The sequence below is a fragment of the Roseibium algicola genome, assembly GCF_001999245.1.
In the GTDB taxonomy this organism is placed as follows: Bacteria; Pseudomonadota; Alphaproteobacteria; order Rhizobiales; family Stappiaceae; genus Roseibium; species Roseibium algicola.
Map to the genome: position 1 here is coordinate 5,314,168 of NZ_CP019630.1, position 26,140 is coordinate 5,340,307.

Here is a 26,140-nt window from a genome sequence, read left to right on the forward strand (position 1 = left end):
CTTTAAAGAATCACTGTCGGATCCATGAACTATCTTAGCGGAATATACAGGTCAGGCGGGGGAAAATCGTAGCAGGCTTCAGAGCGCCAAGTTCCCGGCAAGCCTCGTCGTCAAACCATGTTTGCATAGAAGTGATCGGGCGGGAGCATAGTTCCGCCATGTCTTGATTGGCGAATGGAAAGGTCCGCCGCATAAAGATAGTAGCCATTCTTTCGTGTTAGGACTTCAACATGTTCCCCACGGTGACCTCATGAAGGAAATCGAACTCAGATTGGCGCTGGTGTTTTATGGCGGCGTTTCGCTTGCCATCTACATGCATGGCGTAAGCCGGGAAATCCTCAATCTTGTTCGGGCGTCGAGCGTTCGTCTTGACCGCAAGTCGAACGGTTCTGCCCAGGAAATACCCGATCAGGAGCTTCCTCCGGTTCAAAGCGCCTACAAGGATCTGCTCGATCTGTTGTCCTCCGTTGCCGACATCCGGGTGGTGGTTGACGCAATTGCCGGTGCGTCTGCAGGTGGCGTCAACGGCATCATGCTTGCGCGGGCCATCACCCACGACCTGCCACTCGACAGCCACAGCGAGATGTGGCTGGAAAATGCCGATGTCACGCGTTTGGCCCGGCCACAGGCCGGTCTGTCCCGATACCTGAAGATTTCCATTTCGCCAGTGCTGGATCAGCTGATTTCCACACGGCTGACAAAGCAGATAGAAAGCGCGGAAACGCGCGAGAAGCTGCGACTGTTCATGCAGGCGCGTTGGTTCACACCGCCGTTTTCCGGTGAACGGTTCATCAGCTGGATGCTGGATGCCTGCCAGAAGATGGAGGACGGTGCCGTGCCCGGCCGCAGTCTGATCCCGCGTGGTCAGACGCTCGACCTGTTCGTGACGATCACCGATTACAACGGCATCAAGCGACGCATTCACCTGGACGATCCGGACTATGTCGAGGAGTGGGATCATCGCCGGATCCTGAGTTTCCATGCCGCGCACAGAATGCCAGGAGATATCGAAAGCCAGTTCGATGCCGACAGCATTCCGGAAATTGTCTTTGCGGCTCGTGCGACGTCCTCGTTTCCAGGGGCGTTCCCTCCTGCAACGGTTGCGGAAATGGAGCGGGTGCTGGTCGATCACGACCTGACGTGGCGCAACCGGGATGCGTTTCTTGCAAGAGGGCTGAACCTGACGTCCGAGACAGCCGGTCAGCATTGTTTTGTCGATGGCAGCGTCGTCATGAACAAACCGTTTGCGCCGGTGATTGACGTTATTCAGGATCGGCCGGCGGTGCGCGAAGTTGCCCGGCGGCTGATCTATGTGGATCCGTCACCGGTGGTTCCGGTCGAAACGGATAGCACCGTTTCGGAGTTGCCCGGGTTCTTCCGCGTGATCCTGGCTTCGCTCGCTCATATTCCGCGCAATGAGCCCATCGGCGATGATCTGAAAGAGCTTGAACAGAACAACCGGCGCAGCCGCTGGCTCTCGCAACTGATCGATGATGCGGGGCCGATGGTGGAAAAGGCGGTGGCGGGCATTTTGCCAAAGCGGCGCCGGGTGACACCTGACATTCTTTCGTTGTGCCGCAAGCAGGCAACCGTGGCCGCATTCGAGCAGGCAGGGTTCGCCTTTCTCAATTATCAGTCCTTGAAACTTCATTCCCTGGCTGAGCGGTTGGCAGGCCTGACGGCGCGGCTCAGTGGGCTGGACAGTGCGCGCGGCCAGGAAGAAGCCCTTCTGGGGCTGTACTCGCGTCACACCAGCCGCCTGACAGCCGAGAGCAAGGACATCCTGGGGCGCACGGACCCGCATGTTGTTGCCTTGTTGCGCGGGCTGGATGTCGACTACCGGATACGCCGGCTTCGCTTTGCGGTGCGCAAGCTAAACGGCTTCTATCACTATCGTCCGGGCTCCGACTTACCGCCGCCCAATTTCGAGGCGCTCGATCAGATGAAGGGATTGCTCTACGAGCAGATCGATCATCTGGGTTGGCGCTGGAATGACCGGTTTTTCGGTGGCCGCAGCCGGGAACTCGCCGAAACGTTCGTTCGGGCAGCGGAGGCGGGTGGTCCGGACGCTGCCGAGCATGTCCAGCCAATGCTGAAATCCCTGACACAGATGATGGGGCTTGCCGATCTGGACAGGCTTCAGGACGAACTCTTTGCCGAGACGGCCCGAAACCTTCTCGACAAGAGCCGTCACACATCCCTGATGGGAACCTACATCGGCTTCGGTTTTTTCGATCTGATCACCTTTCCCGTGTTGCAGCGCAACGACTTCTCGGAGGTGACGGAAATCCTGGTCGACCGCATCAGCCCGACCGACGCCGCAAGCCTTTATACGGAAGGTTTCGACCTCAAGGGCAAGTCTCTGAATACGTTCGGTGCCTTCTTCAATCGCGGCTGGCGGGAACATGATTATCTGTGGGGACGTCTCAACGCCGCCGACAGGCTGGTCAGCATCGTGCTGTCTGCGGCAGGTGAGGGCACTTTGCCGCAGATCCAGGTAAACCAGGCGCGTGCACGGATCTTTCTGGCGGTTCTGGAAGAAGAACGTGGCAAACTTTCTGATATTCCAGAGGAAATAGACCGGGTCGACAAGCTGGTCCGTTCGATCTATCCCGATTTCGCTCATGTGACGGAAAGCGTCTGACCGGGTAATATTCATAATTTGGCAAGTCATTCCTTGACGTGAGGTCCGCTCTTTCGCTACGCACAAAAGTGGCTAGGGAATTGCGCGTGGATATTTGAGTTGATGACTTTTATTGCCGAACATTTTGGGACCGGCCCAGAGGTGTTTCTGGGTTTCTTTCTGGTGCTTTACGCTTCCAGCTTGATCGTGCTGTTCACGACCGGTCTGACCATGACGGTGATGAACAGGCGTCACCCTGACCGCAAGATCCAGAAGCGCCAGCCGACCCACGATGCCCTGCGCGATATCAAATCTTCCATGGGGCAGCTGTCGATCACGAGCTGCTGCCTTTCCATCGGCCTCTATGCCCAGCTGCGTGGCTGGACGCTGTTCGACCCTGTTGCGTTGTCCTGGTGGTCTGTGCCGTTGTTCTTCGTGATCTCGTTGGCCCTGCACGATACCTGGTTCTACTGGGGGCACCGGATCCTGCACACCAAGATGTTCTACCGGTTCCACAAGCCGCACCACATGACAGTGACACCAACAGTCTGGTCCAACGATGCAGGCTCCAGTGTGGATACGCTGTTCGCCCATTCCTATTATGCGCTTGTGCTTTTTGTTGTGCCAATTCCGCCGCTGGTTTTCCTGGGCCACAGGTTGTTCGACCAGGTGTCGGCCGCCATCGGCCATTGCGGCTATGAGCATTTCGCAAGCCCGAGCGCACGCAAACCCTGGCCACTGCTGTGCACGCTCTACCACGACCAGCATCACCAGTATTTCGTCTACAACTACGCCAACTACTTTTCCTTCTGGGACCGGTTCTGCGGCACCATCCATCCGACCTATGACGAGCGGGTGGAAGGGTTCGAAGCGCTTTATGCCGGCACCGGCAAACAGGAAAAATCATGATGGGGCTACTCGTCGATTACCTCATCGTTCTGGCGCTCACCTATGCGGCCATGGTTGCGGTCTATTTTGCGACCGGGTTCACAATGATCGCGATAAATGCCCGTCATCCTGACCGGCGGATCCAGAAACACCGTGACGGCATGAAACGACAGGCAGAGGAAATCCGTGCCTCCATGAAGGCGTTGGCGACATCTTCCGTCCTGCTGTCGTCCGGATATTTCGCTCAGACCCAGGGCTGGACGCTGTTCGCTCCGCTGGAACTCAGCTGGTGGTCGTTTCCGCTGATGTTCGCCGTTTGCTTCGTCCTGTTTGATGCCTGGTTCTATTGGGGGCACCGGATTCTTCACTGGCCGTCGCTCTACAAATTCCACGTACCTCATCACCGCTCGATCGCACCGACGGTCTGGAGCAACGACAGCTCGACCACGGTCGACACCCTGATCGAGCATTTTTTCTATTTTCTGGTCTGGTTCGTGCTGCCGGTGCCGGCCTTGAGCGTTTTTGCCCTGCGGTTGTTCGACCAGATTTCAGGCATGGTCGGCCATTCGGGCTTTGAATATTTCGCGTCCAAGTCGTCGCGATTCCCTTCGCCGCTGATTTGCACGACGTTCCATGATCTGCATCATTCGCAGTTTCACTACAATTACGGTAACTTCTTCTCGTTCTGGGACCGGATCTGCGGAACGGTGCATCCGAAGTACGATGTGCTGGTACGGTCCATGGAAGAGACCGGGGAAATTCCGGATTCGGAAGAAACGAAAGTCAAGGCAACCGGGTAAGCCCGCACAGTACTAACATGTGTCAGCCAACCGACCAAATGGATGTATGAAGAGATATGCTCGATCAGGCGCTGACGATATTGCTTGAATTCCTGCCGATTTACGCGGCGTGCTACGCTGTGAACGTGTTCCTGTATTTTGCGACCGGCTGGGTGCTGGTGAAGATACAGGACCGGCACCCGGAGCGGCGTATTCAGCAGAATCGGCGTGGTGAAAAGCGCATGTGGAAGGAAATCCGGGCCAGCGTCTATTCGTTGACCGTGACCGCGGGCTGTCTTGCCGGCGGCATCTTCCTTTCGATGAAGGGCTGGACCCTGGTCGCGCCGCTGGAGCTGACCTGGTGGTCGGCAATCCTGATGTTTGTCGTTTCCATCCTAGCTTTCGACACCTGGTTCTACTGGGGCCACCGGTTCATGCACACGAAGGCGATGTACCGCTTTCATGCCGAGCATCACCGCTCGGTCGCGCCGACTGTCTGGAGTACCTATTCCGACGATCTGGTCGATGCCTTTGTCATGCAGAGTTATTATCTGTGGGCGGTCATCCTCCTGCCGATCCCGATCCCCGTGCTGATCGTTCACCGGCTTTGGGACCATTTCAATGGCACAATCGGCCATTCCGGTTTCGAATTCTGGGCGTCGCCGATGTCGCGTATGCCTTCGCCGATGGTCTGCGTGACTTTTCACGACCAGCACCATTCGCGCTTCCGCTACAATTACGCCAATTTCTTTTCGTTCTGGGACCGTGTCTGCGGCACCATCGACCCGAAGTACGATGAACAGGTCAAGGTGTTTGAACAGATGGGCGAAAAATCGGCTGCAAAGCCGGCGGCTCCCGGCGAATAGGGCTTTCCCTGGCCCGGCAGATTCCGTGATGGTTCACCCATGCATGGATTGAACTCGGCGTATTCAGGGACGGCTGGGACCAGTTAGAAGCGGGGCGACGGTTTGAAACATCTTTTGCTGGTGATGCTGGGCGGTGGTCTGGGGGCGGGCGGACGGCATCTGGTGTCGCTTGCGACGCTCCGTTTGTTTGGGCCGGGTTTTCCTGTCGGGACTCTTACTGTCAATGTCGTCGGCTCACTGGCCATGGGGCTTTTCATCGGTTGGCTGGTTCGCCATGAGACCGGCAACCTGCAGTCATTGCGCTATTTCGTGGCGACCGGCTTCCTCGGCGGCTTCACGACGTTCTCCGCGTTTTCGCTCGACACCTCAGTGCTATGGGAGCGCGGCGACACGCATCTGGCACTCGTGTATGTTCTTGCCTCTGTCGCCTTGTCCATTCTTGCCGTGTTTGCCGGACTGATGATCATGCGCCAGGTTGCAACTTAAGAATTCCTTCCCTTTCGGGCCGATTCCGCCTATACGCTGCGGAACGAATTTTCCCCCCGCCTTGATGCAGGGGCGATGGATGCGCGTCACGGCGGCAGGCCGGATGCCGAATTTGAGAAAAACATGTCCGCGATTGAACAGAAACAAGTGTCCGCCGATGAGGCGGGCATGCGCCTCGACCGTTGGTTCAAGTCCCATTACCCGGGCCTTGGATTCGGTCATCTGCAGAAACTGCTGCGTACGGGGCAGGTCCGCGTCGACGGCAAGCGTGCCGAGACGAACACCCGTATCGCCAAGGGGCAGATGATCCGTATTCCACCTCTCGGGGTGGAACTTCCGGCGGACGACAAGAAGAATGCCAAGCCGAAATCCACCAAGCTGATTGCTGACGACCGCAAGGCCATTGAGGACATGCTGCTGTTTGAAGACAGCCAGGTAATGGTGCTCAACAAGCCGGCAGGTCTTGCTGTTCAGGGCGGTTCAGGCCTCAAGCGCCACCTGGATGGCATGCTGGACGCCTATACCGACCGCAAGGGCAACAAGCCGCGTCTGGTGCACCGTCTTGACCGTGAGACCTCCGGCATCATTCTGGTTGCCCGTACGCGTCAGGCCGCGCAGGAACTGACAAAGGCCTTCCGTCACCGGAATACCCAAAAGATCTACTGGGCAATCCTGGCGGGTGTTCCGAAGCCGTTTCAGGGCCGCATTTCCACCTTCCTGGCCAGAAATGACGGCGAAGAACGCATGCAGATCGTTCGTCAGGGCGACGATGAGGCACAGCACGCCGTGTCGCTCTATTCCGTCTTCGAAAAGTCCGGCCAGAAGCTTTCCTGGGTGACGATGAAACCGGTGACGGGTCGAACGCACCAGTTGCGCGCACATGCGGCCCATATCGGCCATCCGATCATCGGTGACGACAAGTATTTCAATATCGAGAACTGGGAGCTGCCGGGTGGTATCCAGAACCGCCTGCATCTGCTGGCGCGCCGGATCGTGATCCCGCATCCATCGGGCCATGGCACGATCGATGTTTCGGCACCGCTGCCGCCGCACATGCAGCAGACCTGGAATCTGCTTGGATTTGATGCAACGGACTATGATCCGGAAGTGGATGATCCGGATGACGCGCTCAACAAGCGCTGATAGCACTTCTCTGCTTTGCCAGAAGCCTAGCTGCCGGCGGCGGGATAGACCTTCAGATTGAAGCTCTCGTCTTCCGCCGGTGGCTGAAAGTGGCTTGAGATCCGGTCGAACTCGGCCTCGGACACCGAGAACTCGTGCTTGCCGGCGGCATTGCGCTGGCGAAGCCGTTCCTTGCAGACCTCATCCGGCACATCGAGAAAATGAAGCTGATGCTTGCACTCGACCTTGTCGGCAATGGCGCGCATCCATTGCCGGCTTTCTTTCGTGTTGGCATGAAAGTCCAGTACCACGGAAAGACCGCTTTCCAGCAGGGCAGCCACATGCGGCGCTATCGTTTTTCTCAAGAGTGACGAACAGCGGACAAAATCTGCGAGGCTGGACATCTGGTCAGCGTAGAGACCGGATAGCCAGACGTCCTCCCGCAGGAGAATGTTGCCGGGACGCTCGGCAAAGCGATCCGCCAATGTCGACTTGCCGGAAGCAACCTTGCCGCAAAACAGATGCAGAGTTGGAGCGTCGTCAGATCGTAGCATTTGAAGGGAGCTCGCTATCGGATGTTTGCAAACCTGGTGGACGTAATCAAACGCCCTGAAACAGTGCACCCAGGATCACCGACGCAAAGGTGATGCACACAACTCCCGCCACCAGTTTCCAGGCATCCGAGCGTTTCTTGAGACCAGGCCAGCCAAGCGGTTTGATCACCTGGATCGCGGCAATCATGAACAGCAGCAACAGGATGATCTTGGTCAAGAAAAGCTCCGGGCGGGCAGGGCGCTATGCTGCAACGGCAGTTGCCAGATTGACGCCGTCAGACCAGAATCTACTGGCGGCCTCAAAACGATGAAACATCCCGCTCTCGACTGAAAACGGGATGTTTAGAAGGCATATCCAATCCGGCAGTTGCCTGCAAGGTCAGGCTCCGGTGCTCCGCTGAAGTTTTGCCATATAGGTCGGCAGCTTTTCCATCGACGGAACGACGATCAAGGTCTTTACGTGGCCGCGTTTGAATGCGTTCAGGAACTTGTTGTAGTCCTTGAAGGCAACACAGCCATGGGACCCGATGGAGCGGCGCAGCAGACGCGTATGGGTCAGCATGCCGTCACGGCCTTTCATGGCAGCACGGTCCTGCGGCAGCATGCGAATGGCCTCCACGCCATGGAAGCGCCGTTCGCGCATTCTCAAGTTGTAGATGTTGGGCGGCGTTGGGCCGAGCATCTTCACGTGCGAAAACTTCGGATTGTCCATCCGGTGTCCAATGCCGGAATGAGCCTCCAGCTTGGTGCCGTCCGGCATGTGAACGGTCGCGGCGCTGATGTCATAGACGGCGATCTTGCTGCCTGCACCGGGAAGTCCGGGCTTGGCGCTGCCGAACAATTTGCCGAGACCGCCGAACACTCCGTTTTCGTCTTCTTCGGGATTTCCTGGCGTTGCATAGGCCAGAACGGGAGACGCTTGTTCAGGCTTTTCCCTGCCTTCAGAACGGTTTTCTGCAACCACAGGCGCGCTGCGGCGCGGCGGTTCGGGTTTCATGTCCGGGGTCGGCGGCAGAATAGCGCCGGGTTTGGCCGGATTACCTGCAGCCATGGCAATGTTCACGGCCGTCTGTTCAGGTTTTGCAGCAACATTCGTCTCTGCTTCAGCCGCGGTGCCGACGCTTTGTAACGCTGCGACTTCGACATTCGGCGCAGTGTCATCGGCTGCCGGTTCATCGAGCGCGGCAACACTTGTGGTTTCTGAAGCAGCTTGATGGGCCAGAAGTGTCTGGGCGAGTTTCAGCCTTGCGAGCTTGGCGGCAAGGGCCACCTTCGCAGCCTTTTTAGCCTCAGCCTCGAGTGCCGCCGCTTCCGCCTTGAGGGCAGCTTCTGCTTTCGCAGCTATTGCTGCTGCCTGTTCAGCGGCTTTTTCCGCTGCAAGAGCGGCTTCCGCTTCGGCGCTTTGCCGTTTTTTCGTTGTCAGCGCTATCGGGGCCAGACCAAGAGAAGCTGTGGCAGGGGTTGTCTGCGCAAGCGTCAATTTCTCCTGCGGCTCAGTGCCGGCGGCGACAAAATGAGACGGGGCGATCGAGGTTCCAAGAAAAGTGGCGGTTCCGGCCAAGCCGGATATCACCAAAGTTGCCCCCGCGAGGATCGTATAAAAAGTCCGGCTGGTCTTCCGGGATTTTGCTTGCCCCTTCAGGCCGACCTTTTGTTTCTTCTGAATCATTCAGACAAAACCACTCTGTTACGCCGGTCTTGTTCGACCGCGCTCCAAATTCGTATCCTTTGGTGACAATCTTGCCCCAAACGTTCATGCCCACCCGCCTGCGGCAGTATCGTCGATCATGGTAACCAAGTTCTTTACGATAAATATGCAAGCGGCCAAGAGACCGGTAATCACTCTAAAGAGGCAATTTTCGGGCGGTTTTTCAAAATTGGCGATATCCAAAGATTGAACGTCAATTTGCCGCAGACTGTGGAAGTCTTTGCCTATTGTTGAATTTACCAATCAATGACGTAGATGTCGGCAAAACTTCCAATCCGGCGCAGTGTCAAATGTGCTCTTGACCCCCGGGGGAAAACCCGGCACATGCGGGCTACTTTCCGTTCGCTTGGCACAGGATGCCCATGTATCTGATCATCTTCGACGTCGACGGCACGCTGGTGGACAGTCAGAAAACCATTTTGCAGGGCCTGCAGGTCGGTTTCGAGGCTGCGGGCCTGCCCATGCCTGACCGGGAAACGGCGCTCTCAATCGTCGGACGGTCGCTGGACGAGGCTTTTCTGGATCTCGTTGGACCTGAACACCAGGACAAGATCCCGGTGATGTCCAACGCGTATAAACAGGCCAAGTGGTCCCGCAGGAGGGAAGGGCTGGATCTCGACCCGCTTTATCCGGGTGCTCGCGAGGCTATCATGCGGCTGAATGCGCGTGACGATGTCCTTCTTGGAATTGCCACCGGCAAAGCGATGCGTGGGGTCAAGCACATGCTGGATACCCATGATCTGCATGGACGCTTCGTGACTGTCCAGACAGCTGATACCTCACCCTCCAAGCCTCATCCGGACATGGTGCTGCGGGCAATGGCGGAGACCGGAGCGGACAGGACACGAACCATCATGATCGGTGATACCGGTTTTGACATGGCGATGGCCAAGGCCGCCGGCACACATGCCTTGGGCGTTGCCTGGGGTTATCATGATCATGACCGGCTGAGTGCTGATGGTGCAGACAAGATCATCCAGACCTATGCCGAGCTGGATTTGGCACTTGGTGAACTTCTGGATTTCGACAAGGAAACAATCTGATGCGCGACTTTCTTGAAACCTTGCAGGAAGATGCGGCCAAGGATCCGGAGCAGCGGGCGCGCGAACTCTCCCGGCGCGAATTGCCTAAGCGTTTCTACAAGGAAGCAGCCCATGTTGCCGTGGACGGCGGTTTCGCGATCCATCTGGACGGAAGGCCCGTCAAGACACCGGGCAAGGCGGCCTTGTTACTGCCGAGTGAGGCGCTTGCTGCAGCGGTTGCCGCCGAATGGCAGGCACAGCAGAAGGAAATCAATCCGGCCACTATGCCGCTGACCCGGATTTCCAATTCAGCGCTTGATGCAGTCAGCATCCGGTTTGGCGAAGTGGCTGACGATATCACCCGGTTTGCCGGCAATGATGCGCTGTGCTACCGCGCGGACGATCCGCAAAGCCTTATCGACACCCAAAGGCGCTTGTGGGATCCTGTCGTGGACTGGGCAGGCGGGTTGCTCGGCGGCCGTTTCGTGCTGATCGAAGGTGTCATTCACGCTGCCCAGCCGGAAGCGCTGCTTGTCGCCTATCGGGCCCGAGTTTCCGACCTGACCCCGATGCGCCTCGCAGCGCTCCATACGATCACCAGCCTGACAGGCTCCGCGCTCCTGGGGCTTGGTCTGCTGGAAGACTACCTCGACGCCGATGCCGCCTGGACGGCCGCTCATGTGGAAGAGGACTTCAACATCGAGCGCTGGGGTGAAGACGCGGAAGCTGCTCTCGTCCGGGCCTACAAGCGCAAGGAATTCGACGCGGCGGTTCTGATCTTGCGTGAAGCGTAACAATTTCCCTGCGATGTGGTGTGGAGCGTATTGGCTTCACCCCAAGTAGAACGTCGTTGCCATCAGAAAGAAAATGAGCACGCCGAGGACGTCGTTGGACGAGGTGATGAAGACACCGATGGCCATGGCCGGGTCGATGCCGATCTTGTCCAGAATGATTGGTATGGTAGCGCCGACCATGGCCGCGAGCGTGGTGACGCACAGCAGTGACAGCGATGTGGCCAGGGCAAGGTGCAGCGGGTCTTCCAGCGGCACGATCAGCGAAGCCACGAGCACGAGACAGCCCAGGATCGTGCCGGCGATAGCGCCATTGAAGAGCGCCGCCACCAGTTCCTTCAGCAGGCGGTAGAAGATATCGCCGGACCACAAGGCTCCGGTCGCAATGCCTTGTACCGCCACAGCGGAGGCCTGCAGGCCCGCGTTTCCGGCCATCGACATGGTGACGGGAATGAAAGCGGCCAGGATGGCGGCTTCCGCCAACTGGTCTTCATAGGAACCGACCACCGTTGCAGCAACGCTGGCCCCCACCAGACCGGCGAGCAGCCAGGGCAGGCGGCCGCGTACTATACGCAGCACCGTGTCATCCGACCGGGCTTCTGAGGAAACGCCGCTCATCAGCAGCATGTCTTCGTTGGCTTCGTCCGAGGCGATGCGTGTCAACTGCTTGGGCGTGATCCTGCCGATCAGGTGGCCTTCTCCGCTGACGACCGGCACGGTGCGCATGTCGCGTTTTCGGGCGAGCCGCAGCACTTCTTCCTGGTCAGTGTCCGTGGACACGGCAATGACGTCGCGGTTCATGAAGCTGGACAAGGGGGCGTCCGCCGGCGCGAGCAGAAGCTTGCCGACTTCCACCGTTCCGGTCAGCTTGCTGTCGGCATCGGTCACATAAACGGTAAAGACCTTGCGAATGCGGCTGGCTTCCGCGCGCATCTGCGCGACAGCTTCGCCGGCGGTGCAGGTTTCGGGAAGGGCGACGAACTTGCGGGCCATCACGCGGCCCGCCGTGTCGTCGGCATAGGAACCGCGCGTTGCGATGTCTTCCACATCCGGCAAGCGCGCGATCAGTTCGTCCGCGACATCGTCCGGAAACTCGTTGAGAATTTCGATGGCGTCTTCCGGATCGAGACCGGCGAGAATATCCCGAAACTGCTCAAGGGTGGATTCTTCCATCAGAATCGAACGGAATTCCGGTCGAAGCTCGGCAATGACCTTGATCGACGGGTTGGCCGGCAACCACTGGAACAATTTGCGGGCTTGTTTCAGGCGCAGCCGCGTCAACAATTGCATGACGTCGACGGGGTCCCAGCGCTTGAGCAGTTCGACCAGCTGCGTGCGCTGACCCGACTTGATCATCTCGCGCACGGCCCTGAGCGCAGCATCATTGATTTCCAGCGGTTCGTTAGCCGGCTCTCTGGTCCATGCGGTTGGATCAAGCTCGGCGACGTCGCTGGAATTGCTCATGGATACTCACTTTCCGGAAGGGTCCGGTCCGCTTCTACTGATCGATTGTGACGTCCGCCTGACAGTTTCCTGCGGGATCAGACCTCAAATTCCTCAATATCGGCAAAGGCCTGCCGCAGCTTGTCTGACCAGCCCCGGGACAGTTTCTGGAAATACGGGTCGTCCTGCTGAATGCGCACCTGGCGGTCGGTGGAAAAGCTGTCGGTGTTGTAGAGCAACATGTCGATGGGCATGCCGACAGACAGGTTCGACCTCAGCGTGCTGTCAAAGGACAGCAGCACCAGCTTGGCCGCTTCACCGAGGCGCATGTCCGCACGCGTGACCCGGTCCAGGATCGGCTTGCCGTATTTGTGCTCGCCGATCTGCAGATAGGGCGTGTCTTCACAGACCTCGATGAAGTTGCCGGCCGCATAGATCTGGAACATGCGCGGTTCCTCACCCTTGATCTGGCCGCCCAGAATGAAGGTGACGAAGAAGTTTTCCGCACTTGTTGCAAGGGCTTCGCCGTCGATCGCCTTGACCTCACGAACCGCACTGCCGACGAGGCGGGCAACCTGGAACATGGTTTTTGCGGTCATCAGCGTCGCCCGGTCGCTTTCCGCGGACGTGATGTGCTCACTCAAAAGCGATACGACGGCCTGGGTGACGGCAAGGTTGCCGGCAGAGAGCAGGGTGATCACCCGCTCGCCTGGCTCCTCCCATACGTGGAGTTTCTTGAAGGTGGCAATGTTGTCGACACCGGCGTTGGTGCGTGTGTCCGCGGCGAACACCAGCCCGCGATCCAGTTTCAAGCCAACGCAATAGGTCATTCCCAAGCCCTCAGACTGCGCCAAGACCCGTTGCTGGAGCCCCCAAAGGGCAAGCATCCATCAGGCAGGGCGCAGGTTGCCCTTTAATATCTTTTGTTGGAGTGAGCCTGTTCGGGCGGTTTGAAAGGACACTTACTGCTGTTGCTGGAACGCGGCCTGGGCCACATCGACCTCAACATGCAGGTTTTCCTCACGCCCGCCAAAACGGATCCCCCTGATAGGGGCAGCTGAACGGGAATCCAGGCCCACCGTCAAGCGGATATAGCGATCGGTCGGACACATTGCGTTGGATATGTCGAATCCGGTCCAGCCAAGACCGTTTATCATCACTTCGGCCCAGGCATGATGGGCTTCCGAAGCCTGTTCGTCTTCCAGCAGCAGATAGCCAGAAACGTACCTTGCCGGAACGCCGATGGAACGTGCGGCCGCGATGAAAATATGCGCGTGATCCTGGCAGACGCCTTCTCCGGCGGCCAGCACGGCAGTGGCCGGAGCGTGCGTTTCGGTGACGCCCACCTTGTAGTCGACCTTGTCGCGGATGGCATGCATCAGAGCATGGAAACCGGCAATCTTGTCATGTCCCTCCGCGTTGGCCGCCAATCTGCGGATCGCCTGGTTGGATTGCGTAAGCGGAGTAACCCTTGTGTAGATCCGCGGTGGGATGCCGGCATCCGGTTCGTGGCCGAGAATTCCGTTGGTATCCGTCGTCTCGACAATACCGCTGGCGGTGATCTCGACGTCCTCGATCGGCTCGCTGCGCGACACCATGTGAACCTGGTTGCCGAAAGCGTCCTTGTAGGTCGTCGCCCGTTCAATGCCCGGTGCTTCGATTGACCATTCGACAACTCTCTGGCTCGGGCCATCCTCGGGCGTCAGGCGCAACTGCTGCATGGCGTTGGCGAGTGGCGTCTCGTAACGGTATCGGGTCGTGTGTCTGACAGTCAGTCGCATGCTGCACCGGTTCTGCGGGGTTCCAGGGTCAGGCGAAATTGTAGTCTTCGCAAAGCTGATGGGCGAAAAGATTGTTTTTGTTGATGAAATCCGAGAGGAAATCATGCAGTCCCTGCTGATAGATTTCGTGCATCTGCTTTTCAGCCAGGTCTTTTGCCATGTCCGCTGCCATGTCCAGGCTTGGTTCGCGCGAACCATAGAACTGGGCCAGGTCTTCCGCGGTATCGGCCATCCAGTCGTAGCAATGGGCAAGGGACCGGGGCATTTCCGTTCTGAGGATCAGAAACTCGGCAATGTTGAACGCTTTCAGTCGGGCATTCGGATACGCAAACCGGTAGCTTCTCCGCCCGGACAGGGCACGCAGGATCGCGGACCACTGATAGTGCTCCAGAGAGCCGTCATCGATGATGTCGCTGTCCGGCAGCAGGGTCCAGTAGTACGTGTCGAGGATGCGGGCCGTGTTGTCCGACCGTTCCACGAAATTGCCCATCTGGCTGAAGAAATAGCCGTCGTCGCGCAGGATCGTGTTCAGCAGCGCGCCCCGGAACAGGTGCGCACGCTGATTAACCCAGGCAAGAAAGTCCGGCAGTTTTTCCTGGGTGATGGATTGCGGGTTCACGTCGGTAAACTCGATCCATGTGGTGTTGATGGCTTCCCAGAGTTCAGCCGTGATGCCTGTTCGAACGGCACGGGCGTTGTTCCTGGCAAGTTCCAGGCAGCTGCGGACGCTTGAGGTGTTTTCCTTGGAAAAGATCATGTGGGCCGCCACGTTGCGGCCGTTCAGTTCCTCGTATTTCTGCTTGTACCCGGTCTCGCACCCCGAGCAGGCGAGGGCGAAGGTCCAGTGGGTTCCGTCCTCCTGACCCGAATGGGAGATGATGGCGCCACGACAGGCGACCTCAAGGAGACGGGAAACATTCTGGGCACGCTCATGGTAGCGCGACATCCAAAACAGCGAAGAGGCGGTTCTTCCGAGCATCTGGTTCTCTCAGTCCTCAAGTACCCAGGTGTCTTTTGTGCCGCCACCCTGGCTGGAGTTGACGACGAGCGAGCCTTTCTTGAGGGCAACCCGTGTCAGGCCACCTGGCGTGATGCGGACCTGATCACCGATCAGCACGTAGGGGCGCAGATCGACGTGGCGCGGGGCGACACCCGAAGCGACATGCGTCGGGCAGGCCGACAGCGCCAGGGTCGGCTGGGCAATATAGTTGGAAGGGTTGGTTTCCAGGACTTTCCGGAATTCCGCGATTTCCCGCTTCGATGCGGTCGGACCGATCAGCATGCCGTAGCCGCCCGAACCGTGGACCTCCTTGACGACAATGTCCTCAAGATTATCCAGAACATAGGCGAGGTCATCCGGCCGTGAGCAGTTCCACGTCGGAACGTTGTTCAGGATCGGTTTCTGGCCCGTGTAGAACTCGATGATGTCCGGGACATAGGCATAGATCGCCTTATCGTCGGCAATACCCGTTCCCGGCGCATTGCAGATGGTGACGTTGCCGGCGCGATAGGCATCGAAGAGGCCCGGCACTCCGAGCATGCTGCCCGGATTGAAGGTCAGCGGATCGAGGAAGGCATCGTCGATACGCCGGTAGATGACGTCGACCTGCTTCGGTTCGCGCGTTGTGCGCATGTAGACATGTCCGGCATCCACGAACAGATCCCGGCCTTCCACCAGTTCCACGCCCATGGAATCAGCCAGGAAAGCGTGTTCGAAATAGGCGGAGTTATAGATGCCCGGGGTCAGGACAACGATCGTCTGCGAAGACTTCGAGGGATCCGGTGCAACGCTTTCCAGCGTCTGCAGGAGGTTCTCGGGATATTGCTCCACCGCGGCGACCCGGTGACTCTGAAAAAGCTCGGGGAAGAGACGCATCATCGTCTCCCGGTTCTCCATCATGTAGGAGACACCTGAAGGCGTGCGCGTGTTGTCCTCCAGCACGTAGAATTCGTTTTCCGACACGCGGACCAGATCGGTTCCGATGATGTGGGCATAGACCTTGCGGGCAGGGGTGAACCCGGCCATTTCAGGCAGGAATGCCTCGTTCTGCAGCACGAGCTCCGCCGGGATCCTGCCTGCGCGCAGGATTTCCTGGCGATGGTAGATGTCGTGCAGGAAGGCGTTCAGAGCCCGCACACGCTGGTCGATGCCGGCAGACAGGCGCCGCCACTCCGGAGCCGAGATGATGCGCGGGATGGGATCAAACGGGATCAGCCGTTCGGTAGCTTCTTCCGCTCCATAAACCGCGAAGGTGATGCCAAGTCTGCGGAAAATGGTTTCAGCGTCGCGGCCCTTCTTGGTCAGAAAGTTGGCTGGTTTGTCTTCCAGCCATTTGGCGAGCCGGGCGTATGGCTGGCGCGGCTTGTTGGCCTCGTCGAGCATTTCATTGAAGAAAGTGCGTTCGTCCGCCATTGCCTCCCCTTTGCCGATGCTTCGTTCTTGGGCAATCATGGCAAAATTCTGAAAGGTGTCAAAGTTCAATGTCGCGGCGACAGTGCCTGCAAATTAGGCAACGAGCTGAAATTCATCGAAAAATCCTGAGGTTCCCTCAGGTTGAATATATTTTTTTCGACCACTGAAAAAGGATTTGAAGGCGGTGTTTTTCGCCGCTTGCGCGTGCAAACTTCGCCAAAATGACGGGCTCAAATGAACGTTACGGCATCCTTGCTGCCAGGCTTGGCCGGGAAAGACGAGGGGCCGGATCGGGGGCGTCTGCTGCCCGTCAAAACATGCCAGACCGGAGTGGTAACATCTGCTTGTTCGGTCAGGCAGAAGTTGTGTTCAATCCAATATGCACAGTCGATGGGCAGGTCGGGCAGCATGATCGAAATCTGATTTGCTGCCCGGTGCGTGTGCGGATAGGTGGCCGGAGACAGGGTGCTAGCGCATCAGTGTCCTGCCGACCGAGATCACCGAGACGTCGCCGTATTTGCGCCCGGTCCAAACGTGGAGGCCTGCACCGACGCCAAGCATCGGAATTGTGTAGAGACCTTTCTTGACGAACCCCTTGTTCTTGGTGAGTTCGATCGCGGCATGGCTCAGTTCCTCGTATTTCTCCATCGTATTGACGATCTTGCCGATGCCCTTGATGCCTTTGAGGACGTCCCCCAGCTTTCCGGCAATCGCCAGGTCGAGGTCCCAATCAGACCATTCGCCCTTCTTGTTGAACTCGCTGGGCGTCTTGACACCATGCGCCACGATGACGATGCCACCGACACTACCCCCCAGGCCGCCGCCGATTTTCCAGCCGTCTGCCATAAGGTCAACGTAGTCGACATAGCCGTTGTCATCGGCGCTGGCCCGGTAAAGGCGTCCATTCCAGTTGTACCGCCCGACAGCAACAAGGTCGCCTGAATGGCTTTCACCGATGCCGACCCACAAGGTGGAAGCCGCCTTTGGCTTGGGCTTCATCTTTTTCGGGGTTTTGATGACCTTCGGATTGGGTGGCGTCGGCAGAGAATGCACGTAAATCATCACGGCACGGAACTGTCCATCTTCAACGCCGTCTTCCTGACCCATTTCTTCAGCCAGGGATTCGCCAAGTCCGTCGACCAGATCGAACGGAAAGCAGGACAGTAGGCATTCTTCCAGGAACGTCTTCACGGCATTAGCCCGCTTCATCGACAGGGCCTTGTTGAAAGCTGCCTTGCCGCTGCGGCTGGAAAGTCCGACGATACTGATACTGCCGTTGCCTTTCAGCAGCGGAACGACGTTTCTGCGAAGCCAGTTCTTGTGATCTTCCTTGAGGTTCGCCTGGCTGACGTCGAAATATTGCAGGCGCGCGAGCGTGATGACACCGTCACGATGATCAACAACATAATTTCCTGACATTAATGTACTCCGTTAAGAATGGGTCCTGGACCTGAAATGAGATTTCTCGAGTTTGAAAATCGTGCTTCGAAAAATGGCACGTATTGAAGTGATCCTGGTCTGTCCCGGCGCGCGGAAACGCAAGGGCAGTTTTGGGATCGGGCAAAGCGTGGCCATAAAGGCTTTTGCCTGACATTCGTCCAGCTTCTGTGGGCGTTTGGCAGGAAAGGTTCATAGGGCGTAGTTTCCCCATAAGCCCATGTGCTGACTAGGCTCTGTCGGGGGATCATGCTACGGCGTGATCCAAGCTCAAGTTTTGGGAGGACCGGATGAAAGAAGTTCTGGCCGAATTGGAACAACGCCGCGAAACCGCGCGGCTGGGCGGCGGGCAACGCCGCATCAATGCGCAGCATGCCAAGGGCAAACTGACTGCGCGTGAACGTATTGAAATTCTTCTGGACGAAGGGTCCTTCGAAGAATTCGACATGTTCAAACAGCACCGCTGTACCGATTTCGGCATGGAAGAGCAGCATATCCCCGGCGACGGCGTGATCACCGGCTGGGGAACGGTCAACGGTCGGACCGTTTACGTGTTCTCCAAGGATTTCACGGTCTTCGGCGGGTCTCTTTCCGAAACGCATGCGGAAAAGATCACCAAGCTTCAGGACATGGCCCTGCAGAACCGGGCACCGATCATCGGTCTGTTCGACGCAGGTGGCGCCCGCATTCAGGAAGGTGTCGCGGCCCTTGGCGGTTACGGCGAAGTGTTCCAGCGCAACGTTCTGGCATCCGGTGTCATTCCGCAGATTTCGCTCATCATGGGTCCTTGTGCCGGCGGCGACGTCTATTCCCCTGCCATGACGGACTTCATCTTCATGGTGCGTGACACGTCGTACATGTTCGTCACCGGACCGGACGTGGTGAAGACCGTGACGAACGAGACGGTGACGGCCGAGGAACTGGGCGGCGCGTCGATCCACACCACCAAGTCTTCGATTGCGGACGGTGCCTTCGATAACGACGTCGAAGCCCTGCAGGAAATGCGCCGGCTGATCGACTATCTGCCGATGAACAATCGTGCGGACCTGCCGGAGTTGACGAACTACGACGACCCGGAGCGGATCGACACCAGCCTCGACACGCTCATTCCGGACAACCCGAACAAGCCCTACGACATGAAGGAACTTGTTCTGAAGACAGTCGACGAGGGAGACTTCTTCGAAATTCAGGGCAGTTTCGCGGGCAACATCATTACCGGTTTCGGACGGATCGAGGGTCGCACTGTCGGCATCGTTGCCAACCAGCCGATGGTTCTGGCCGGCGTGCTGGATTCCGACGCCAGCCGCAAGGCAGCAAGGTTTGTCCGCTTCTGTGACTGTTTCAGCATTCCGATCGTGACCTTCGTTGATGTTCCAGGCTTCCTGCCCGGCACGTCGCAGGAATATGGCGGCCTGATCAAACACGGCGCCAAGCTGCTGTTTGCCTACGCGGAAGCTACGGTGCCGAAGATCACCGTCATCACCCGCAAGGCCTACGGCGGTGCTTATGACGTGATGAGCTCCAAGCACATCCGCGGCGACATCAACTACGCCTGGCCGTCTGCTGAAATCGCGGTGATGGGCGCAAAAGGGGCGGTCGAAATCCTCTACAGATCCGAACTCGGCGACAAGGAGAAGATCGCCAAGCGGACGAAGGATTACGAAGACCGTTTCGCCAATCCGTTCGTCGCTGCGGAGCGCGGCTACATAGACGATGTCATTCGTCCGCATTCCACCCGCCGGCGTGTGTCCAAGGCTCTGGCCCTGCTCAGGTCCAAGCAGGCGGATATGCCGTGGAAAAAGCACGACAATATTCCGCTCTAGCAAGAAGAGCCGATTTGCATTCATTCGCTCGGTTCCGGAAGACGATCGCTGGTCCGCAGCAGTGACACACGAGATTGTATCAGGCCGGATTTTCCGGCCTGTTTGCTGTCTGTCAGGTCAGTCCCAACGCGAAAGACCGCGCGGGAACAGCGGTTCCTTGCATTCGAACGCGACCGGGCAACGTGGCGTATCCCGCGTCTGGCCGAACTGCGTGAACAGGACCTGGTTACGGTCGCAGTAGCTACGGTTCGAAACAAACATCGAATAGGTGTACTGCCCCGTGGTGAATACCACGGCACCGTGCTGACGCACCATGTTCTGCGCCTGGGCACAGGTCATCTTGCGAAGGTCTGGACGTGCCTCGGCCGCCGTCGACATGACAAGGCCGGGAAGGGCAAGCGCTGCTGCGCAAAGAAGCATTTTCCGCATGAAAGTCTCCTGACGTGCCGTTGCCACCGGAAAGAACGCTCTGAAGGTTTAGTCTAACAGAACGGTCCGGAAAGGTGGTGACAGGAGAAGTGTGCACCAACTTGTGGCGCGCAAATGTGATTGCGAGCACATAAATCGCATCGGTCAGAACTCTAACCGGATTTTACCGCGTATTCTGGGCCATCTGGCTGGAGCAGACAGACCCCGCCATGGCTTCTCGCACGCCGTTCAGGGAAAAGCCCGAATAGCGTCTGTCTTCCAGTTGCACGGCGAATTTTACCGAAGAGCGCAACCGGTGCCAGAAATAGGTCATGTTATCGGAACAGGCCGGACAGTCATTGTAAATGTAACCGTCGTTTCCGGCCCTGAACTTGATCAGCTTGTGATCCAGTTCGACCAGGACTGTGGATCCGGGGTCTGGCCTGCGACCCTTGATGCGCACGCCGATGAGGGTGTTCCTGACGGCATGATTGGGCGGGCACCAGATCGTGAACCGTGCTCCTGAAGAGCTTTCGGTCCAGTAGCGCTCGTAGCCATACGCCGTGTCGGTATGCCACTTGCCGTAATCGGCTGCGATTGCCGGCAAGCTCGTGGCAAGTGTCAGGTAGAAAAAAGAAAAGAGGGCGGTGCGCATCGAGCCGTTTCCGTAATCTGTCACCGACAAAACTACAGGTGTCCTGTTAAAAGCCCTTCAATCAAGAAAGCAATCTAGCGGCCTGGCATGCCACAAGGGCTTGGCCAGGCCGCCATGCGTCAGGACCTGGGATGTTGTTTCTGCCAGTCGGTCGGGCAAACGTTTCCAGGAATGATTTTCTGAGCGCCGCGCAGGGAAAATCCTGCATAGCTGTCATCTTGAAATTTCACCGCAAGGGAATGGGATGACCGCAAACGGTGCCAGACATAGCCGAAGCTGTCGGAACACGCGGCGCAACCCGTTTCCACGTATCCCTGCTCGTTGATTGGCAGCTCCAGGATCTCGCGGTCCATGATCAATTTGATCCTGCTGCGTGGTGGCGGCATTTTTCCGTCGATATCAATATGAAGCAGGGTGCCGTTGATCCGGCGTTTCGGATGACACCAGACTACGAAGTTCGCGCCAAGGTTGTTGGTGGTCCAATAACGTGTAAAGCCATTGATTTCGCCGCTCTTCCACTTGCCGGCGGTTTCCGCCAGTGCGGAAGTTGGTAGTAAAGCACTCGCAATAATTGCCGCTGAAAGGATGCGTTTCATTTATTTGTTCCCCATTGCCTTGGTAATTCCTGCAATAAGTTTATTAAAATTCGGATAAATAGACGCTTTTCCGCGGAACTACCTTTGGCCGGTCCTTGTCGCGACATGCCGTTTTTGAGTGTTTGGGCAACTATCCGCAAAATCACGTCTCGCCCTTTGGATAAGTTGCGTGCCAAAGTGGCGCAGCCTACAAAATGGAAAATCGTCCAGCTGGGTGGAAATTCATGTTCTCCAAAATACTAGTCGCCAACCGTGGTGAGATTGCCTGTCGCGTCATCAAGACGGCCCGCCGTATGGGCATAAAGACAGTTGCGGTCTATTCCGATGCCGATCGCGATGCCCTTCATGTGGAAATGGCAGACGAAGCGGTTCACATCGGTCCCGCGGCAGCGTCGGAATCCTATCTGATCGCCGACAAGATCATCGCGGCCTGCAAGGAGACCGGGGCTGAAGCCGTGCATCCGGGCTATGGCTTCCTGTCCGAACGCGCCAGCTTTCCCGAAGCGCTGGCGAAGGAAGGCATTGTCTGGATCGGCCCGAACCCGCGCGCCATCATGGCCATGGGCGACAAGATCGAATCCAAGAAATTCGCCAATGAGGCCAAGGTCAGCACGGTGCCGGGTTATCTTGGCGTCATAGAAAGTCCGGAGCAGGCCGTCGAAATTGCAGCGGACATTGGCTACCCGGTCATGATCAAGGCGTCCGCGGGTGGTGGCGGCAAGGGCATGCGCATCGCCTGGAATGCGGATGAGGTGCGGGATGGCTACACCCGCTCGAAATCCGAGGCGGCGTCTTCCTTCGGCGACGATCGGGTTTTCATCGAGAAATTCATCGAAAACCCGCGCCATATTGAAATCCAGGTCCTGGGCGACAAGCACGGCAATGCGATTTACCTGGGCGAGCGTGAATGCTCGATCCAGCGGCGCAACCAGAAGGTCATCGAAGAGGCGCCGTCGCCTCTGCTCGATGAGGAAACGCGCCGCAAGATGGGTGAGCAGGCCGTCGCGCTTGCGAAGGCCGTCGACTACGACAGCGCCGGCACGGTCGAGTTCGTCGCCGGGCAGGACAAGAGCTTCTTCTTCCTGGAAATGAACACGCGCCTGCAGGTGGAGCACCCGGTGACCGAACTGATCACCGGCATCGATCTGGTTGAGCAGATGATCCGCGTTGCCGCCGGCGAGAAACTGGACCTTGCCCAGGAAGACGTCAAGCTGAACGGCTGGGCGGTCGAAAGCCGTATTTATGCGGAAGATCCCTACCGCAATTTCCTGCCGTCCATTGGCCGGCTTGTGCGTTACCGGCCGCCGGCGGAAGAAGCCAGCAACGGGATTACTGTCCGCAACGATACCGGCGTTGTCGAGGGTTCGGAAATTTCGATGTTCTACGACCCGATGATCGCAAAGCTGATCACCCATGCGCCGACACGGGCGGAGGCGATCGATGCGATGAGTTCAGCTCTGGATGCGTTTTACGTCGACGGTATTCAGCACAATGTGCCGTTTCTGACTGCGCTGATGAACCATCCGCGCTGGCGGTCGGGCGAGTTGGCTACCAGTTTCATCGCAGACGAATATCCGGACGGCTTCGAGCCGGCGGTTCCCGATGACGAGGCCTATGCGGTTCTTGCAGCCGTTGCCCTGTCCATGGGGGCGTTGCAACGCGAGCGTCTGGACCACCTGCCCGGGCGGTTGCGGGCCCATTCCGGTGCCATCCGCGAAGATTGGGTGATCAAGCTCGACAAGACCTATGTTCCGATCCGGCTTGCTGCCGGGTATCCGGGGACGCCCGTCGAAATTGATGTCGCGATCGGCGATGGCCCCGTTGTCAATGTGGAAGCTGACTGGGCGCCAGGTGATCCGCTCTGGTCCGGAAAAGTCGGCACGAAGGATGTGACTGTACAGGTCCGGACCCTGCGCGGTGGCTACCGCCTCGACTGGCAGGGCTATTCCGTAGTCGCGAAAGTGATGACACCGCGGATTGCCGAGCTGGATGCCCTGATGCCGGAGAAGCTGCCGCCGGACACGTCGAAGATGCTGCTGTGCCCGATGCCTGGTCTGGTGGTGTCCATCGCGGTGGCCGAAGGACAGGAAGTCAAGGCAGGTGAGCAGCTTGCCGTCGTTGAGGCCATGAAGATGGAAAACGTGCTGAGAGCGGAGCGCGACTGTGTCGTGAGTGCCATCAAGGCAACTCCCGGCGACAGCCTTGCCGTTGACGCCGTGATCATGGAGTTTTCCTGATCCGGGGTGATGCGCCTAACGCAGCCTGATTGACAGGCATCGGATACTGCCGATATTCAGCGGCCTGCGACCATCCGGTCCAGGCCGCTTTCTTTTTCAATACGTTGCGGGGCATCATGACGACTTCGACCATTCTGTTCGATCTGGACGGAACCCTGACTGACCCCTTTGAAGGCATCACCCGTTCAATCGGGTATGCGGTTGAAAAGATGGGTGGGCAGGCACCTGATGTGGAAGAGCTGCGCTGGTGCATCGGGCCGCCGCTCTGGGACAGCTTCAAGGTTCTTCTGGGATCGGAAGACAAGGCTGTGCTGGATCAGGCCGTAGCCTTTTACCGCGAGCGCTACACGGTAACGGGACTGTTCGAGAATTCGCTGATCGAGGGTATTCCCGAACTGCTGACAACACTCAGGAAAGACGGGTTTCTTCTTCACGTCTGTACCTCAAAACCCCACAGTTACGCAGGTCGGATCGTTGAGCATTTCGGCCTGATGGACTTTTTCGGAAAGGTCTACGGTGCGGAGTTGGACGGCACGCGGTCCGCGAAGGCCGAGCTGATCGCGCATATCCTGAGCGAGGAAAACATCCAGGCGTCGGAGACGGTCATGGTTGGTGATCGCAAGCATGACCTTGTTGGGGCAAACGCCAACGCAGTGGCAGGCATTGGCGTTTTGTGGGGCTACGGTAGCCGTGAAGAATTGGCCGCCGAAAATCCGGTATTGATAGCAGATAGGCCTCAAGACATAGCCGCGTATTTCGCGACCCACTAATGGCGTCCATTCCGACACTGCGGCAATGAGAGTGGCTTCTTGTTGCCGGCAAACTTTCTTAACTCCGAATTTATCGATTTTCCCGTAGGTTAAGCTCAAAGGAGTGCGCCTTGGCAGAACGGATGCATGCAACGGATACCCAAAATACGTCGGTACCGTCTGAAAAGGCGGTTGACGTCGGGTATTATTCGCCTGCCAAAAGACCGCCGCCGTCGCTTCCAGCCGGTTACGTCCTGCACCAGGTCACTGTCCAGCCGCTATCCTCTTGCCCGTTTCAGGTCTGTCTTCTGGATGTCGGGGCGACGGGGGAATTGCCGACCTGCGATTTTCACAGAATACGGGATACGACCCTCATCATCGCATGTTCGTCGGGAGAACTGGCAGCTAAAACTCAGCTGACATTGCTGGAAGGCGGTGTGGATGATGTTGTCGACGCCGACGACACGGACCTTCTGCTGCTTGCCCTTAAACGCGCAGAACTCGTGATCGCGCGGCAGGGTGGGCTGTTCCGCAAATGCCGCGATCTCGCCATTGAGAGGGATAACCTTCAGTCAGCAATCGACAACCTGCCTTCACCCATCTTCTTCAAGAACCGGGCTGGCATCTACAGCGGCTGCAACAAGGCTTTTGAAGCGTTTATCGGATTGCCGGCCAGCAAGGTGAACGGCGCCAGTGTTTATGACGTAGCACCAGCTGAATTGGCAAAGGTCTATGAAGCGGCCGACGAAGAACTGATGCAGCAGGGGGGTGTTCAGATCTATGAGGCGGACGTTTGCTATGCTGATGGTGAGCGCCGAACGGTGACCTTCCACAAGGCTGTTACACGTGACCGGGTCTCCGGCGAGGTGAACGGCCTTGCTGGTTCCATGCTCGACATCACTGAACGCAAACGTCTGGAAGAGCAGCTCAAGTGGGCAGCAGAGCGCGATGCGCTGACAGAGGCCTACAACCGTCGCAGGTTTTTCGAGCTGGCGGCTGCAGCAAAGGAACGGGCACAAAAGACGTCAGCCAGCCTGTCCATCCTTGTGCTGGACGTTGACCATTTCAAACTGATCAACGATCGATACGGCCATGCCTGCGGCGATGCAGCGCTCAATCATCTTGTCGGCCTGCTGAAACGTGAACTTCAAGAGCCGCATATCTTTGCAAGGGCAGGCGGTGAGGAGTTCTATTGCCTGCTGGAAGGGTGCGACCTCAATGAAGCGTTCGAAATCGCCGAGCGCATTCGAAAGGCCGTCGAAACCGTGCCCCACTTGCATGATCAGCAGCTCATCTCGATGCGGGTCAGCATAGGGGCTGCCACCGTTCGTGACGGCGAGAAAATCAGCCAGACCATCGCCAGGGCTGATGAAGCGCTATACAGCGCCAAGCAGGCTGGCAGAAATCGGGTTTGCGTGGCCTGATGTGCCGTTGACGTGCCTTTCGGCATGCTTCCACTATTGCATCCTGTCTATTTCAGGGATACTGAAAGCTCTTGGAGAGCAGTTCTCGGGGCGGGGTGAAATTCCCCACCGGCGGTATCGGGGAAACCCGGAGCCCGCGAGCGCTTCGGATAAATTGTTCGAAGGTCAGCAGATCCGGTGAGATGCCGGAGCCGACGGTTGAGGTGGCGTCAAGCGAAGCTGCCCGAAAGTCCGGATGAGAGAGAACTTGACCGCCGCCAGTTGTTGATAGGCCGGTGGGCGTGTGTCTTTTGAGACTGTTCTGAACGATGACGGAACGGATCGCAGATAGGACG

Annotated in this window: 24 protein-coding genes and 1 riboswitch; of the genes, 12 read left to right on the forward strand and 12 right to left on the reverse strand. The window is 57.9% G+C overall.

The features are described from left to right. Positions 1 to 250: 250 nt before the first annotated feature. From B0E33_RS24680 to B0E33_RS24705, 6 genes are all read left to right on the forward strand, one after another. Positions 251 to 2,644 carry a patatin-like protein gene (locus B0E33_RS24680; protein ID WP_077292686.1) on the forward strand — a complete coding sequence of 798 codons (2,394 nt, stop codon included), beginning with the start codon at positions 251 to 253 and terminating at the stop codon, positions 2,642 to 2,644. 102 nt (positions 2,645 to 2,746) lie between these two features. Further along, positions 2,747 to 3,532, forward strand: a complete 786-nt coding sequence (locus B0E33_RS24685; protein WP_055654709.1) for a sterol desaturase family protein — start codon at positions 2,747 to 2,749, stop codon at positions 3,530 to 3,532. Further along, a complete protein-coding gene (locus B0E33_RS24690; RefSeq protein WP_031268323.1) occupies positions 3,529 to 4,311 on the forward strand; it encodes a sterol desaturase family protein in 783 nt (260 codons plus the stop codon). Before B0E33_RS24685 ends, B0E33_RS24690 begins: the two co-directional genes overlap by 4 nt. Before the next feature lie 56 nt (positions 4,312 to 4,367). Continuing rightward, entirely contained in the window at positions 4,368 to 5,156 is a 789-nt protein-coding gene (locus B0E33_RS24695) for a sterol desaturase family protein (RefSeq protein ID WP_077292687.1), read from the forward strand. A gap of 102 nt (positions 5,157 to 5,258) precedes the next feature. Next, positions 5,259 to 5,642 (forward strand): fluoride efflux transporter CrcB, encoded by a 384-nt coding sequence (gene crcB / locus B0E33_RS24700; RefSeq protein ID WP_077292688.1) that lies wholly within the window; start codon positions 5,259 to 5,261, stop codon positions 5,640 to 5,642. A 123-nt stretch (positions 5,643 to 5,765) separates the two neighbouring features. Next, the gene (locus tag B0E33_RS24705; protein ID WP_035909367.1) at positions 5,766 to 6,785 is read left to right on the forward strand and encodes an RluA family pseudouridine synthase; all 1,020 of its coding nucleotides are present in this window, start codon (positions 5,766 to 5,768) and stop codon (positions 6,783 to 6,785) included. A 26-nt stretch (positions 6,786 to 6,811) separates the two neighbouring features. Here B0E33_RS24705 and B0E33_RS24710 read toward each other — a convergent pair whose 3' ends face one another. The 3 genes from B0E33_RS24710 to B0E33_RS24715 form a co-directional block, all read right to left on the reverse strand. Next, the gene (locus B0E33_RS24710; protein WP_152506393.1) at positions 6,812 to 7,318 is read right to left on the reverse strand and encodes a P-loop nucleotide/nucleoside kinase family protein; all 507 of its coding nucleotides are present in this window, start codon (positions 7,316 to 7,318) and stop codon (positions 6,812 to 6,814) included. Positions 7,319 to 7,364: 46 nt separating this feature from the next. After that, the gene (locus tag B0E33_RS31175; RefSeq protein WP_167579595.1) at positions 7,365 to 7,535 is read right to left on the reverse strand and encodes a hypothetical protein; all 171 of its coding nucleotides are present in this window, start codon (positions 7,533 to 7,535) and stop codon (positions 7,365 to 7,367) included. 162 nt (positions 7,536 to 7,697) lie between these two features. Continuing rightward, the gene (locus tag B0E33_RS24715; protein WP_077292689.1) at positions 7,698 to 8,987 is read right to left on the reverse strand and encodes a DUF2778 domain-containing protein; all 1,290 of its coding nucleotides are present in this window, start codon (positions 8,985 to 8,987) and stop codon (positions 7,698 to 7,700) included. Positions 8,988 to 9,388: 401 nt separating this feature from the next. On the opposite strand from B0E33_RS24715, the gene B0E33_RS24720 reads away from it, so the two are divergent. Then, positions 9,389 to 10,069: an HAD-IA family hydrolase gene (locus B0E33_RS24720; protein ID WP_077292690.1), complete on the forward strand. Its 681-nt coding sequence runs from the start codon at positions 9,389 to 9,391 to the stop codon at positions 10,067 to 10,069. Then, positions 10,069 to 10,842, forward strand: a complete 774-nt coding sequence (locus B0E33_RS24725; RefSeq protein ID WP_077292691.1) for an ATP12 family chaperone protein — start codon at positions 10,069 to 10,071, stop codon at positions 10,840 to 10,842. Before B0E33_RS24720 ends, B0E33_RS24725 begins: the two co-directional genes overlap by 1 nt. A 36-nt stretch (positions 10,843 to 10,878) precedes the next feature. On the opposite strand, the gene mgtE is transcribed toward B0E33_RS24725, so the two are convergent. The 6 genes from mgtE to B0E33_RS24760 form a co-directional block, all read right to left on the reverse strand. Then, positions 10,879 to 12,303, reverse strand: coding sequence for a magnesium transporter (gene mgtE / locus B0E33_RS24730; protein ID WP_077292692.1), 1,425 nt, complete (start codon positions 12,301 to 12,303; stop codon positions 10,879 to 10,881). Positions 12,304 to 12,380: 77 nt separating this feature from the next. After that, entirely contained in the window at positions 12,381 to 13,112 is a 732-nt protein-coding gene (locus B0E33_RS24735; protein WP_022998268.1) for a proteasome-type protease, read from the reverse strand. A gap of 132 nt (positions 13,113 to 13,244) precedes the next feature. Further along, positions 13,245 to 14,063 (reverse strand): transglutaminase family protein, encoded by an 819-nt coding sequence (locus B0E33_RS24740; RefSeq protein ID WP_077292693.1) that lies wholly within the window; start codon positions 14,061 to 14,063, stop codon positions 13,245 to 13,247. 28 nt (positions 14,064 to 14,091) lie between these two features. Next, the gene (locus B0E33_RS24745; RefSeq protein WP_022998270.1) at positions 14,092 to 15,042 is read right to left on the reverse strand and encodes an alpha-E domain-containing protein; all 951 of its coding nucleotides are present in this window, start codon (positions 15,040 to 15,042) and stop codon (positions 14,092 to 14,094) included. Positions 15,043 to 15,051: 9 nt separating this feature from the next. Then, positions 15,052 to 16,476, reverse strand: coding sequence for a circularly permuted type 2 ATP-grasp protein (locus tag B0E33_RS24750; RefSeq protein ID WP_031268326.1), 1,425 nt, complete (start codon positions 16,474 to 16,476; stop codon positions 15,052 to 15,054). 468 nt (positions 16,477 to 16,944) lie between these two features. Further along, on the reverse strand, positions 16,945 to 17,895 hold the full coding sequence (locus tag B0E33_RS24760) for an OmpA family protein (RefSeq protein WP_022998272.1): 951 nt from the start codon (positions 17,893 to 17,895) through the stop codon (positions 16,945 to 16,947). 308 nt (positions 17,896 to 18,203) lie between these two features. Between B0E33_RS24760 and B0E33_RS24765 the strand changes: the two genes are divergently transcribed. Then, entirely contained in the window at positions 18,204 to 19,736 is a 1,533-nt protein-coding gene (locus B0E33_RS24765) for an acyl-CoA carboxylase subunit beta (RefSeq protein WP_077292695.1), read from the forward strand. Positions 19,737 to 19,853: 117 nt separating this feature from the next. On the opposite strand, the gene B0E33_RS24770 is transcribed toward B0E33_RS24765, so the two are convergent. From B0E33_RS24770 to B0E33_RS24780, 3 genes are all read right to left on the reverse strand, one after another. After that, complete coding sequence (locus B0E33_RS24770; protein WP_022998274.1) at positions 19,854 to 20,165, reverse strand: hypothetical protein; 312 nt, start codon at positions 20,163 to 20,165, stop codon at positions 19,854 to 19,856. Between the two features lie 163 nt (positions 20,166 to 20,328). After that, a complete protein-coding gene (locus tag B0E33_RS24775) occupies positions 20,329 to 20,799 on the reverse strand; it encodes a YfjT/YkfB family phage-associated protein (protein ID WP_062488565.1) in 471 nt (156 codons plus the stop codon). Between the two features lie 119 nt (positions 20,800 to 20,918). Beyond that, a complete protein-coding gene (locus tag B0E33_RS24780; protein ID WP_022998276.1) occupies positions 20,919 to 21,395 on the reverse strand; it encodes a YfjT/YkfB family phage-associated protein in 477 nt (158 codons plus the stop codon). A gap of 224 nt (positions 21,396 to 21,619) precedes the next feature. On the opposite strand from B0E33_RS24780, the gene B0E33_RS24785 reads away from it, so the two are divergent. The 3 genes from B0E33_RS24785 to B0E33_RS24795 all read left to right on the forward strand — a co-directional run bounded on the left by B0E33_RS24785 (position 21,620) and on the right by B0E33_RS24795 (position 25,805). After that, positions 21,620 to 23,632: an acetyl-CoA carboxylase biotin carboxylase subunit gene (locus tag B0E33_RS24785; protein WP_062488566.1), complete on the forward strand. Its 2,013-nt coding sequence runs from the start codon at positions 21,620 to 21,622 to the stop codon at positions 23,630 to 23,632. Between the two features lie 116 nt (positions 23,633 to 23,748). After that, positions 23,749 to 24,402, forward strand: coding sequence for an HAD family hydrolase (locus B0E33_RS24790; protein WP_077293602.1), 654 nt, complete (start codon positions 23,749 to 23,751; stop codon positions 24,400 to 24,402). A gap of 110 nt (positions 24,403 to 24,512) precedes the next feature. After that, positions 24,513 to 25,805 (forward strand): sensor domain-containing diguanylate cyclase, encoded by a 1,293-nt coding sequence (locus B0E33_RS24795; protein WP_208992318.1) that lies wholly within the window; start codon positions 24,513 to 24,515, stop codon positions 25,803 to 25,805. A gap of 77 nt (positions 25,806 to 25,882) precedes the next feature. After that, positions 25,883 to 26,056, forward strand: a riboswitch (FMN riboswitch). Positions 26,057 to 26,140: the final 84 nt, after the last annotated feature.